At 62.5% G+C, this 12,441-nt stretch carries 13 protein-coding genes; 3 read left to right on the top strand and 10 right to left on the bottom strand.

The features are described from left to right. Nucleotides 1-58: 58 nt before the first annotated feature. On the bottom strand, nt 59-829 hold the full coding sequence (gene yaaA / locus SKZ59_RS07965) for a peroxide stress protein YaaA (protein ID WP_319991330.1): 771 nt from the start codon (nt 827-829) through the stop codon (nt 59-61). 30 nt (nt 830-859) lie between these two features. Between yaaA and SKZ59_RS07960 the strand changes: the two genes are divergently transcribed. The 3 genes from SKZ59_RS07960 to SKZ59_RS07950 all read left to right on the top strand — a co-directional run bounded on the left by SKZ59_RS07960 (nt 860) and on the right by SKZ59_RS07950 (nt 3,701). Continuing rightward, nucleotides 860-1,294 (top strand): putative toxin-antitoxin system toxin component, PIN family, encoded by a 435-nt coding sequence (locus SKZ59_RS07960; protein WP_034755336.1) that lies wholly within the window; start codon nt 860-862, stop codon nt 1,292-1,294. Between the two features lie 83 nt (nt 1,295-1,377). Further along, nucleotides 1,378-2,556, top strand: a complete 1,179-nt coding sequence (locus tag SKZ59_RS07955; protein WP_319991887.1) for a pyridoxal phosphate-dependent aminotransferase — start codon at nt 1,378-1,380, stop codon at nt 2,554-2,556. Nucleotides 2,557-2,597: 41 nt separating this feature from the next. Next, the gene (locus SKZ59_RS07950) at nt 2,598-3,701 is read left to right on the top strand and encodes an HD-GYP domain-containing protein (RefSeq protein WP_319991329.1); all 1,104 of its coding nucleotides are present in this window, start codon (nt 2,598-2,600) and stop codon (nt 3,699-3,701) included. 89 nt (nt 3,702-3,790) lie between these two features. On the opposite strand, the gene SKZ59_RS07945 is transcribed toward SKZ59_RS07950, so the two are convergent. From SKZ59_RS07945 to SKZ59_RS07905, 9 genes are all read right to left on the bottom strand, one after another. After that, a complete protein-coding gene (locus SKZ59_RS07945) occupies nt 3,791-4,888 on the bottom strand; it encodes a serine hydrolase domain-containing protein (RefSeq protein WP_319991328.1) in 1,098 nt (365 codons plus the stop codon). Nucleotides 4,889-4,982: 94 nt separating this feature from the next. Continuing rightward, nucleotides 4,983-5,885 (bottom strand): alpha/beta hydrolase, encoded by a 903-nt coding sequence (locus tag SKZ59_RS07940; RefSeq protein WP_319991327.1) that lies wholly within the window; start codon nt 5,883-5,885, stop codon nt 4,983-4,985. A gap of 26 nt (nt 5,886-5,911) precedes the next feature. Next, on the bottom strand, nt 5,912-6,982 hold the full coding sequence (locus tag SKZ59_RS07935; RefSeq protein WP_319991326.1) for a tetratricopeptide repeat protein: 1,071 nt from the start codon (nt 6,980-6,982) through the stop codon (nt 5,912-5,914). 17 nt (nt 6,983-6,999) lie between these two features. Further along, the gene (locus SKZ59_RS07930; RefSeq protein WP_034755331.1) at nt 7,000-7,902 is read right to left on the bottom strand and encodes an ExeA family protein; all 903 of its coding nucleotides are present in this window, start codon (nt 7,900-7,902) and stop codon (nt 7,000-7,002) included. Continuing rightward, nucleotides 7,903-9,687 (bottom strand): pilus (MSHA type) biogenesis protein MshL, encoded by a 1,785-nt coding sequence (mshL, locus tag SKZ59_RS07925; RefSeq protein ID WP_034756218.1) that lies wholly within the window; start codon nt 9,685-9,687, stop codon nt 7,903-7,905. It abuts the gene before it with no gap. A 38-nt stretch (nt 9,688-9,725) separates the two neighbouring features. Further along, the gene (locus tag SKZ59_RS07920; RefSeq protein ID WP_319991325.1) at nt 9,726-10,127 is read right to left on the bottom strand and encodes an MSHA biogenesis protein MshK; all 402 of its coding nucleotides are present in this window, start codon (nt 10,125-10,127) and stop codon (nt 9,726-9,728) included. After that, nucleotides 10,112-10,810: a type II secretion system protein GspM gene (gene gspM / locus SKZ59_RS07915; RefSeq protein ID WP_319991324.1), complete on the bottom strand. Its 699-nt coding sequence runs from the start codon at nt 10,808-10,810 to the stop codon at nt 10,112-10,114. The genes SKZ59_RS07920 and gspM overlap by 16 nt, the downstream gene beginning before the upstream one ends. Continuing rightward, nucleotides 10,810-11,472, bottom strand: a complete 663-nt coding sequence (locus tag SKZ59_RS07910; protein ID WP_319991323.1) for an MSHA biogenesis protein MshI — start codon at nt 11,470-11,472, stop codon at nt 10,810-10,812. The genes gspM and SKZ59_RS07910 overlap by 1 nt, the downstream gene beginning before the upstream one ends. Beyond that, nucleotides 11,469-12,428: an agglutinin biogenesis protein MshI gene (locus tag SKZ59_RS07905; protein ID WP_319991322.1), complete on the bottom strand. Its 960-nt coding sequence runs from the start codon at nt 12,426-12,428 to the stop codon at nt 11,469-11,471. Before SKZ59_RS07905 ends, SKZ59_RS07910 begins: the two co-directional genes overlap by 4 nt. Nucleotides 12,429-12,441: the final 13 nt, after the last annotated feature.

Raw genomic sequence — 12,441 nt, 5'->3', positions numbered from 1 at the left:
CCAACGGCAAAATCCGGGGTCGTACCCTGAGGGTACGACCCCGGCATTTGCTTTAGGGTTATTCTCCGACCTTGCGCCGAAACACCCAGTTAGTATCGTTCGACGCCTCCGGCACATACGCATAACCATCGACGTCGAACTGCTTCAGCTGCTCGGGATCGCGGATCTGGTTGACGGCCGCATAGCGGGCCAGCATGCCGCGCGCGCGCTTGGCGTAGAACGAGATGATTTTGTATTTGCCGTTCTTCCAGTCCTCGAACACGGGCGCGATGACGGGCACGTCCAGCTGGCGCGGCTTGACGGATTTGAAATATTCTTCGGAAGCCAGGTTGACCAGCACTTTCGCGCCCTGCTCCTTCGCCGTGCGGTTCAGGCCGTTGGTAATGGTGTCGCCCCAGAACGCATACAAATCCTTGCCGCGCGCGGTCGACAGCCGCGTGCCCATTTCCAGGCGGTGCGGGTGGATCAGGTCCAGCGGGCGCAGCAGGCCGTACAGGCCAGACAGGATGCGCACGCGCGACTGGGCATAGTCGAGCTGGGCCGGCTGCAGGCTGCGCGCCTCGAAACCGGCATACACGTCGCCATTGAAGGCCATGATGGCCTGGCGCGCGTCATCAAGCTGGGGTGTCCAGGACGCGTAGCGGGCCACGTTCAGAGCCGACAAGGCGTCGGAAATGCCCATCAGGCTGCCCACTTCGGCGGGCGAAAACTGGCGCATGCGGGCGATGAGCTGGGCGGAATGGTCGAGAAAATCGGGAGTGCTGTGCAACGAGGTTGTTGGCGGCGTCTCCAGGTCGAGACTCTTGGCGGGCGAAAGCACGATCAACATAAATTATCACTACAGAATAGAATTGCCGACATGATACCTGCTCCACAAAAACTCGTCCTCGACACCAACGTTTGCCTCGACCTGTTCGTCTTCAACGACCCGCGCTGGGCGGGGCTGCTGGCGGCCATGGAAAGCGGCGCCGTACATGCCATCACGCGCGAAGATTGCCGCGCGGAATATCTGGTCGTGCTGCACTACAAGCATTTGCCCCTCGATGAAGCGAGCCGTGCCGTTGCCGCCGCCCGCTTCGACGCCCACATCACGGTCGTGGCGCCGCCCGTCTCCGGCGTGCGCCTGCCCGTCTGCACGGACAAGGATGACCAGAAATTCCTCGAACTGGCGCGCGACGCCAACGCCGACATCCTGATCACCAAGGACAAGGCCCTGCTGAAACTGGCCCGCAAGACGGCCAAGGCCGGCATGTTCAAGATCATGGTGCCGGAAGGCTGGGCATTGCCAGGCTGAGCCTTTAAAGCCCCGCACGCAACGGGGCGCGCTGCGCTAGAATGGGACACGATTCCACTTTCCGCACCGCGCCCCTACCGTTCATGAACAGCCCGTCCCTGCCCTACACGACTCCCGCCCTGACCACCCGCTTGCCTGCTGTCGGCACCACCGTGTTTACCCGCATGTCCAGCCTGGCGGCCCAGCATGGCGCCGTCAACCTGGGCCAGGGTTTTCCCGACTTCGATTGCGCGCCTGAACTGGTCGACCGCGTCAGCGACGCCATGCGCGCCGGCCACAACCAGTATCCGATGATGACGGGCGCCGCGCCCTTGCGTGAAGCGATTGCCGCGAAGATCGCCAGCCTGTACGGTCACAGCTACGATGCCGGCACGGAAATCACCGTCACGGCCGGCGCCACGCAGGCGCTCACCACCGCCATCCTGTGCTGCGTGCACCCGGGCGACGAAGTCATCGTCATCGAACCGGCCTACGACAGCTATCTGCCCGCCATAGAACTGGCCGGCGGCGTGCCCGTGCTCGTCTCCATGGAGGTGGGTGAACACGGCTACAACGTGCCGTGGGACAAGCTGGCCGCGGTCGTCAGCAGCAAGACGCGTTTGATCATCATCAACACGCCGCATAACCCGACGGGCACGATCTTGCGCCCCGCCGATGTGGCCGCACTGGCCGACATCGTGCGCGGCACGCAAATTTTGATACTGTCCGACGAAGTCTACGAGCACATGGTGTACGACGGCGTGCCGCACGCCTCATTGAGCCGCAACCCGGAACTGGCGGCGCGCAGCTTCATCGTCTCCAGCTTCGGCAAGACGTATCACGTGACGGGCTGGAAGGTCGGCTATGTAGCCGCCCCGGCCGCACTGACGGCGGAGTTTCGCAAGGTGCACCAGTACAACGTCTTTACCGTCAACACGCCGATGCAGCACGGCCTGGCCGGCTACATGGCCGACCCGCAGCCCTACCTGGACTTGCCCGCGTTCTACCAGCGCAAGCGCGACTTGTTCCGCGATGGCCTGGCGGGCAGCCGCTTTACCCTGTTGCCAGCCGACGGCACGTATTTCCAGTGCGTGCGCTACGATGCCATTTCGCAAGAGAGCGAAGCGCAGTTCGCCGAATGGCTGACGACGCAAATCAAGGTGGCCGCCATTCCCGTGTCCGCGTTTTATGCGCAGGGCAAGGAGTCGGGCATCGTGCGCTTCTGCTTTGCCAAGAAAGACGAAACCTTGCGCCTGGCGCTCGAGCGCCTGCGCAGCATTTAATACCGCACTGCTCCGCTGCGGCGGGGCAAAGGATAACAAGCATGGTACAGCGTCGCATCGGCCCGGCCGACCTGGTTCCCGGCGAACCCCTGCCCTGGGATCTGTTTCTCGCGGACCATAGTGCCGGCCCGCAACTGCGCAAGGGGCAGATCATCACGGACGGCGCGCAGCTGGGCCGTTTGCTGCAGCTGGGCCTGTACGTGGGCGCGCCGGACCAGCCGTCCGTCTTGCGCCTGCTCAACGAGGCGGCGCAGCGCCTGGAGCGCCTGTTGCTGGCCTTGCGCAGCGAAAACAATGCCGAGCGCGACGTGCGCGACATCGCCCGCGAACTGCTGCGCGCGCTCGAGCACGATGCCGACATCGCGCTGGCCAGCATCCTGCTCAACCAGATCGCCGGCAGCTACGCCGTGCGCCACTGCATCGAAACGGCGCTGCTGGCCATGCTGGTGGGCCGCAGCATGCACAAGTCCCACGATGAATTACTGTTGATCGGTGCGGCCGCGCTGACGATGAACGTGGGCATGCTGCGCCACCACGACAGCTTCCAGGACCGGCGTGGCCCCCTGAATGACGAGGAAATGCGCATCGTGCGCCAGCATCCGCAGGAAAGCACGGAACTGTTGCGTTGCGCCGGCGTCGACGACGAGGAGTGGCTCAGTTGTGTACTGCTGCACCATGAAAACGACGATGGCAGCGGCTACCCGCAGGGGCGCACGGCCGATGAAATCCTGCAAAACGCCAAGCTGATCGGCCTGGCCGACCGCTATTGCGCCCGCGTCTCGGCGCGCAACTACCGGCGCTCCATCGTGCCCGACCAGGCGCTGCAGCACATCTTCCTCGACCAGGGCGTACCTATCGATCCGCTGCTGGGAGAACAGTTCGTCAATCTGCTGGGCAAATATCCGCCTGGCACCCTGGTGCGCCTGCGCAGCGGCGAACTGGGCGTCGTCACGCAACGGGGCGCCGGCCAGGTCCACCCGCTCAGCGACCCGCTGGGCGCGCCGCTGGCCGCCGCCCAGCTATCGCAGATGACGCCGCGCGACACGGGCGACAGCCAGTTCGCCATCGTTTCCTCGCTGCACGAAGATGATGCGGGCGTGCGCTTCAGCATGCGGCATGTGTGGGGGGATGAAGCGCGGTTGTAGCGCTTATTGGCATGGGTCGCAATACGCGAATGCCTTGATGACAAGTTTCGCAGGCAGCCTGCAAAAATGATGATTCGAAGTGATCTTTACTATCTCAAAAGATTGCTATTCATCACTATTTCTCTTATTTTTATTTCAAAATAGTAATGAAGGGCGCTGTCTTCGCTGAACTGATTTTCCAGGACAACAACGTCGACATCTTTTTCAGGGAAATACATTTTGATTGATGCAAAGCCCAAGCCTTTTCCGGAGTGGCCGATGTATTTAATCGGCGTCTTGTCACTGACATAGACACCATAACCATAGCCATTTTTTTCAGCACCGAAAGCGACGTGCTGACTGGATATGTCATAATTTGTCATCAGCTTGTAGGTTTCCGGCTTTAAGATTTTCCCCTTATGAAGTTTTTCATCCCATGCATTCAAATCCCTTGCATTTGAAACAATGCCTCCAGCGGGAATAAAATCAACCCAGCCTTGCCCCTGAACAGGATGCATTTTCAATGCGAATACATTTTTCGAATTGACATAGCCATTGATAACGTTATTCTTCTTGCCTTCCTCATAGCAAAAACTATTGTCCATTGCCAGCTCTTTGAACAAGTCATTTGCCGCTTCGATATACTTTTTCCCGCTTACTTTTTCAAAAATATGCCCCAGCATGGCGTACGTCGTCACGCCATATAAAAAGTCCGTTCCGGGCTGGAAGCTCAGCGGTGCGTCAATCTCGGTGATTCCTGCCGAAAAGTTGAGCAACTGATGCACGGTCACCTTGTCGGCCCACGCCTGCGGCAAATCAGGCAAGTATTTTCTAACGGGACTATGCAAGTCTATCCTGCCTTTTTCAATTTCCCGCAAAATCAGCGCTGCCGTGATCTGCTTGCTATTCGACATGATCCTGAAGTTGTCATCCAGTTTCAACGGCACCTTATTTTCAAAATCCGCATAGCCATAGGCTTTTGAGTATATTGTTTTCCCATGTTGCGTGATGAGAATCACCCCATTGAAACTTCTTGGACTGGTTTCCTTGATCAAGCTGTCAATTTCAGCAGCGTAGTCAACTGACTTGTCCGCAGGTGAATTACCTTCAGCATGGGCATTGGCGAATACAGCGCTTGTCAATAGAAATGAAATCGCCAATATTTTCAGTGGCGAAGTCGCTTTTTTATCAGCATCAGAGGTTTTCATGGGGATATTGTCGTTTGGTTTAAGAACTTCAACTGAGAAAATTATACCCCGCCCACTGCGTGGCTGCGAATTCAAACGGCCAGTAACAGAACCGTCAGTTTGAAGACTTCAAATACGCGCGCAAGCCATGCGTCAAAATAAAGGGAAACACGCTCGCATGGTCTTCATCTTCGAACACGCGCAAGCGCGTCTTCAGGCCCGGGTACTTGTGCGATTTCAGTTTGCCGTCGAACTCGCGCAAGTCGGCCAGCATGTCGGCCTCTTCCTCCAAACGCGAACGCTTCTTGCCCGCCGCCAGCTTTTCCAGGCCGCCGATGCCGAAGAACACGGATGCAGGCAAGTCCTTGTGGCTGGCGGCATACGCCTGCTCGCGGTCGAACATGACGCCAGCGTCGTACCACAGCGACGGGCTGCCGAGAATGTAGTGCTCGAAGGTGCGCGGTTCCGTCAGCAGGAATTGCAGACCCAGCAGGCTGCCGTAGGAATGGCCAATGAAGACCTTGCGCTGCATGTTGACGCGATAGTTACTGGCGATAAAGGGAAACACCTCGCCCGAGATGAACTGGCCATACGCCTTCGCTTCACCAAACGCTGGTTGCCGCCCCGGCATGTCCGAGCGGTAATCGTGCTTGCGCGGCGTGGTGGGCGTGTAGTCGCGGCGGCGGCTGTACACCCCGCCATCGCCGTTGGCGTACGACAGGCCGACCACCACGACTTCTTCCATCCCCGCATGCTTGTTCAGACGCTGCGCGATATTGCGCACGATGGGGAACGAGTAATTGGCGTCCACGACGAACAGCACCGGATAGCGTTTATTTCCCTGCCGATAGGAATCGGGCAAGGCGACATATAGCTGATAGTCGCGTTTCAGGGCTTGTGCACGAATGTCGCGCACTTCCGTATTTTCCAGCACGTAGCTGGCAGGGACACTGGCGGGCGCGGCCAGGGCGCTGCTGGCCAAGCAGCACAGGACGATGAGAAGATTGCGAGGTTTCAAGCTGGTTTCTTTCATTGAGGTAAAAGTTACTTCGACACAGCCGCCGTCAGCTGCACCAATTTGCGCTCGACAAACGCCTGCAATTGCGGCGACAGGGTTTGCAAGCCCTTGGCCCGCTCGAACGCTTGGCGCGCCTGGGCTGGGTGGTTGTCCGCTTGCAAGGCGATGCCCAGGCCCATCCACCAGACGCTGTTGTCGGGCGCCGTCTGCAGGGCCTGCTGATAATGCTCCGATGCTTCGCGGTAGCGCTGTTCGCGCTGCAGCACGCCGGCCAGGAAGGCGTGGTATTCGCCGTTGTCGGTCGCATACGGCAAGCTGCGCGTGAGGGTATCGAGGGCGGCCACGCCGCCGTTGGCCTTGTCCAGCTGCAGACGGGCCAGCATCATCGCTTGCGCCGGCTGTTTCGGGTCCAATGCCAGGCTCAGCTGCAACTGGCGGGCCGCCTCGTCGGGGCGCTGCGCTTCGAGCAGCAGACGCACCAGGGTTTCGCGCGCGCCCTGGTGGCGCGGGTCCAGCTGCAGGGTCTGCTGTAAGGCCAGCATGGCGTCGGAGACGCGGCCATCCTGCAACTGGGCCAGCGCGCGCCGGTATTCGTTCTCCACGCGCTGCTGGGCAGTGACGTGCTTGCCGTCGATGATGCGTTCGCTGGCGGCAGGTGCTGGCGTTTTCACGACGGACGCAGCGGCAGGCTTGGCCGCTTTTTCCGCGATGCGGCGCAATTCGGCGGGCCGCGCCTTGGCGGGCGCGGGAGCAACTTTCTCGGCCTGGAACACGGGTTCGGGTTCAAGCGCCACGACGGGCGCAACTGGTGCAGCCACCACGGGAGCCGGTGCAACGACAGACACCGGCACTGGTAAGGGAGCCAGAACAGGCGTACTGGCCACATTGATCAGCACGGGCGGCACGGCCGGGCGCTTCAGGTAGACCCAGCCCAGGGCGATGGCGGCGGCCGTCAAGCCGGCAGCGCCGCCAAAGACCAGCGCGCGCGGCAGGCCCCGCTCGCGTTCGGGCACGGAGCGGATACCGGCCGCGTCGCCGCGTCCATCGGGGGTGCCGCGCGCATCGAGGTCTTGCAACATCTTGTTAATCAGGCTCATCTACAGGCTCATCTTCGTCATCGGTTCAATAAAGTCCAGCTCACGCCGCAAGCGGCGGCCAGCACGCCGGCGCCGGCCAGCCATGGCCAGGGCTTCTGCCAGAAGCGCGGCTTGCTGGCCAGGGTGTCGCTGGCGGCCAGCGCCACGTGGCGCCCGCTGACCTGCTGCCGGCCTTCGCCATACGCCACCATCAGCGCCTTGTGCGCCATGATGTTGATCAGACGCGGGATGCCGCCGGAAGCCTGGTACAGCTTGCGCACGCCGCCACGGCTGAACAGGCGCGCGCCATCGAAGCCGGCCACGCGCAGGCGGTGCGCCACATAGAAATCCACGTCATCGCGCGACAGCGGACCCAGGTGGTAGTGAAAGGTGATGCGCTGCGCCAGCTGGCGAATTTCCGGCAGGGCCAGCTTGACGTCGAGTTCCGGCTGGCCGAATAGCACGATTTGCAGCAGCTTGCGCTTTTCCGTTTCCAGATTCGTCAGCAGGCGCAGCGCTTCGAGGCTATCGACGGGAATCGCCTGCGCTTCGTCCAGGCACAGCAGCACGCGCTTGCCTTGCGCCGCCAGGTTGAGCAGGCGCAGGTTGAGGGACTTGAGCAACTGATGCTGATCAGCATCTTTCTCCAGCAGCACATCGAGGTCGTCCGCCAGCGCCAGGATCAGCGAACGGGGCGGCAAGTTCGGATTCGGGATGTAGGCCGTGACGAAATCCGGCCCCAACGATTGCATGAACTTGCGGCACAAAAAGGTTTTACCAGTCCCCACTTCGCCAGTGATCTTGATGAAGCCCTCGCCATTGCGCGCCGCCACCAGCAGGGTGTTGAGCGCCTTTTGCGACTGCGGGCCGTTGAAGAAGAAACTGGTATCGGGCGTGAGGCCGAACGGCGCCTCGCGCAAGCCGAAATGGGCCTGGTACATTTAGCGCCGCTCCGACGGTCGGCGCGGGTCGAGCGCCTCGATGCGCTTGCCCGAATCGAGCAAGTCCTCGTTCCAGCTGTTGGCGCCATCGACGATGGTCGGCTTGATCAGCACCACCAGCTCGCGCTTCTGGATCACCTGCCCCGTGTTGCGGAACAGCGCGCCCAGTACGGGAAGGTCGCCCGCGCCCGGCACCTGCGAACGGTCCGCCGTGGTGGCCTGGCGCATCAGGCCGCCGATGGCGACGATGCGGCCATCCTGGCTGCGCACCATGCTGTCCATCTCGGACGTGCTCGATGCGGCCAGCGGCAGTTTCAGCGAACCGGCGCTGCCCAGGTCGATTTCCTTGCTGATGGTCGACACCTGGCTGACGGACGGGTGCACGTGCAGGATGATGTTGCCATCCGCATCGATCTGCGGCGTCACGTCCAGCACCACGCCGGAAAAGAAGGGCTGCAAGGTCACGTTGGGGCTGGTCGTCGCGCCGCTGGCCGTCGTGTTCGTCGTGGTCGACACGCCCGTCACGTAAAACTCGTCCGTGCCGATCTTCAGCACGGCCTTCTGGTTGTTCATGGTGGCGATACGCGGGCTCGACAGCACGTGCACGGAACCTTGCGATTCCAGGAAGGAAATCATGGCGGCAAAATTGGCCGTCTGGAAAGCCAGGCCGAACATGGAACCGGCCGCGTTGGCCGCCGAACTGAGGCCAAAGCCGCTGCTGGCCGTCAGGCCATTGCCGGTGGTCATGTTGGGCGGCTGGCCGCCGTTGAACGGCAGCGGCGCCAGGGTGCCGCCCGGCTGGATGAAGCCGGTCGAGATGCGGTTCGTGTGGCCGCTCTTGATCGAGGCGAACGAGGCCCAGTTGATGCCCGTCTGCGTGTTGTCGTTGAGCTCGACTTCGAGGATTTTCGCTTCCAGTATCACCTGGCGGTCGACGGACAATTGCGTGGCCTTCAGGTACATGTCGACATTGCGCAACTCTTCCGGCATGGCGCGGATGACGATCACGCCCGACTGCGGGCTCAGCACCACTTGCCGCCCGCCTTCGCTGCTGCCGACGATGGCTTCCAGCGCCGCTCTCAATTCCGGCCAGAAATCGGCCGTCGACGAGGTGGTCAGGTTGCTGCTGTCCAGGGTGCGGCCGCCCTGGCCGCCATTGGTTTGCTGGTTCTGCTCGTTATTCTGGTTGTTGCCCTGGTTGTTGTTGCCGCCATTGCCCGAGCCGCCCGAATTGGTCGAGCCCACCGAACCCACGGACGTCGACGAGACGCGCAGGTTGGAACTGCCGCGGCGCGCGCCCGTCAGGTAATTGACGTGGAACAAACGCGTCTGCATGGTCAGGGGCTTGATGTAGATCTGCGTCCCCTCGACCTTGTAATCGTAGCCATACAGTTCGCGCACGGCGTCGAGCGCCTGGAACAGGGTCACGTCCTTCAGGTTGGCGGAAATCGTGCCGCCGATGTCGGGATGGACCAGCATGTTGTAGCGTGTGCCAGCCACGATGGAAGTGAAGAACTGGCGCGCCGGCACATTGTTGAAAGCCACGTTGAAGCGCTCGTCGAGCGCGGCGCGGGCCTTTGGCAATTGCTGGGCCAGGGCCGCCACGGGCGGCAGCAGCGCCGCTTCCACGGCATCGGGCTGGGCCGCTGGCGCCGTGGTGGCCGCCGCGCCCTTGACGGCATCGGAGATCGCATTGTAGGTGTCGCGCTTGACGGGCGCGACATTGCAGCCGCCCAGGCCCAGGCTGACGCTGATGACAGCCGCCATCGTACTGATCTTGAACATGCTCGCCTTGTGTTGATTGAGTTGCTTGGCCACTTCTTCTACTCCTGCTTGCTGCCGGTCTTGCTATCGGTCTTGCGATCGGCCTTGTTATCGGTCTTGCTGCTCGGGTACAGCTTGAAGGTTTCCAGTGATTTGCCACGCCGCAACAGCACTGCCGTGTCGTGGATCTCCGTCACCACGGCGTCGCCCACCTTGCTGCCGACCTTGACCGTCTGGCCATCGATGACGGCCAGGCGGCGTCCGCCCGGCTGGGTGGAAACGAGCACCGATTGCAGCTGCGGCCTGGCCGCAACGACGGGCGCGGCGCTGGCGGGTGCCCACAGGGCCGCAGGCGGACGCGTCGGATCATCGAGCGCCTGCGCCTGCGCGCCCGGCCATGCCAGGCTCAACGCAAGAAAAGGCGCCAGCAGCGCGGGACCAAAGGTCAGAGTGCGATCCATGTGTCGTCCATGCTGAGGGTATGTAAGGTCAGGGTCAAAGTGGCGCTTGGGTAAGTGGCCGCATCGAGGTGGGCGGCGCCCCAGAAGACCCGCGTCGGCATCGCTTGCAGCGCCTGCATGTATTGCACCATGTCCGCATAGCTGCCTTGCAGCACCACTTCCACGCCATGCTGGTGCAGCAACGGCGCCGGGGCCGGCGCCTTGGCGGCATCCGCCTTGGCTGCCGCATCGCCGTTCGCGGTTTCAGCCTGATGTGCGCCGACTGCGCTGCCGGGCAAGGTTTTCAGCGACACCAGGCGCAATCCCGCATGCCGGCGCAGCAGGTGCTCAAGCAGGGTAACCATGCGCTCGGGCGCCACCAGGCCATGCTGCTTCTCGCGCAGCGCCTGCGCCAGGGATGCCGTTTCCGCCTGCAGGGCCAGCAGGCGCGCGCGCGCTTCCTTGTCGGGATCGGTGGCATGGGCGAGCATGGTCAGCTCGATTTCCTTGTTCGTCGCGGTCAACAGGCTTTGCTTTTGCGCAATGCTCGCTTCCAGCGCTGCATGCTTCGCCAGCAAGGGATTGAGGCTCATGAAATAAAACACGAACAGGACGGCGACCGCACCGGCGCCAAACACCATCAGCCGCTCGCGCAGGCTGAGGGCGTCGAAGGCGGAGGCCCATTTCTTCAGCAAGGGCAGCATCAGCGTGTTCCTCCCGCAACAGGTTTGGCCGGCGTGACAGCACGCTCCGCCGACTGCAGGCTGAACGCGACGTAAGGCAGGCTGGCCGCCTTGCCCTCTGCCACGGCCGGCTGCTCGGGCTGGCCGATGTCGAGGCTGGCGAAGCTCTTGCCTTTGAGTATTTCCTGCTGGCCCAGGCGCGTGATGTACGCGGGCAGCAGCGACGCGTGCAAGGCGCGGCCCTGCAAGCCGAAGTCATTGCCGGCGCCGGCGATGTCCACGCCCGTCAGCCATACGCCTTCGACCCTGGCCTGCGCCAGCGCGCGAAAATAGCCGGCATAGCCGAGAGTATTGCCCAGCTTGCCGCTGTCCAGCATGCTAGCCGCGTCTTGCAGCAACTGGCGCTGCGCCTCGACGGCCGCCAGTTCCTGCGCCAGGGCCGGATCTTTCTTGCGTGGCGGGTAATCGCGCAAAATCTGGTCGCGCTTCGCCTCGACTTGCGCCAGCGCCGCCTTGACGCCCGCTTCGCGCTGTTCCAGGCCGGCCATTGCCTGCCGGGCCAGCACGCCGAGGACCAGCAAGACGAGCGCCAGCGCGCTCAGGCCCAGGCCGGCCGTGCTTGCCGACATATGGTGTTGTTTCAGTTCAAACTGGGGATTGAACAGATTGATCTGCTGGCTCATGCGCCCTTCCCTTCATGCTTGCCCGGGTGCGGGCCAAGCTCACGCAAGGCCGCGCCGATGGCCAGGAAGTAGCGCGCCTGCATGGCGGGGTCGCGCAATTCGGCGGCCTGCGACAAGTCCAGCACGGTGGCCAGGTCCAGCTGCTCGACGGGCATGTAGAGATTGTCGGCCAGATAGGCGTGCAAGCCATCGCTGGCGCCCGTCATCAGCATCAACCGGGCCAGCGAAATGAAATGGAACTGGCGGTCGAAGTGGTCGAACGAGCGCTGCAGTTCCAGGGTGACGCGGTCATAGTACTGGCTGGCATCGGGCGACTGCAATTGCGACAGGGTCACGTCGATGCGGCGCGCCTGGTACAGCTCGCCATTGAAACTCATGGTCAGCAAGCCGCCGTCGCCATCGAAAAACAGCACGGCGATGCCGCGTCCCGGCGTTTCCAGCAAGGTGGCGATATTACGCTGCGCCATTTCGGGGATATCGATCACGGACAGGCCGATCTTGCATTCGGCGTACTGCGCCTGGCGGCGCGACACGGCGCCGTTGCGCGCGGCGACGGCAAACACGCTGCTGCCCCGCTGGGTGCCGTTCGGATCGCCGGGAATGTCGAACACGTCGATAGTGGCGTCGGCCAGCGGAAAGTCCAGCATGTCCTTCAGGCGCCAGCCCACGGCCGTCTTCAACTCCTCGCGCGGCACGGCCGGCGCTTCCAGCGACAGCAGCTGGTATTCGCCGCCAGCCAGCACGCTGGTGCAGTGGCGCGCTGGTGCCTGCAGCTCCTTGCCCAGTTTTTCCAGCACCTCGGCCGGCGCCGGCCGTGCGGCCGGCTGATAGCTGGCACGCAGCACGCGCGGCATGCCGCCGGCGGGACGTTCGACCACGACAGCGCTGACGCCCTCGCGGCCAAACGCCGTGGCCAGCCAGCCATCGTACTTCTTTGCTCTTGCGAATAAACCCATGCGAACTATCCAG

It is taken from the genome of Janthinobacterium sp. GMG2 (assembly GCF_033949445.1).
Lineage (GTDB): Bacteria > Pseudomonadota > Gammaproteobacteria > Burkholderiales > Burkholderiaceae_D > Janthinobacterium > Janthinobacterium aestuarii.
This window is presented reverse-complemented; position numbering and strand designations above follow the sequence as displayed.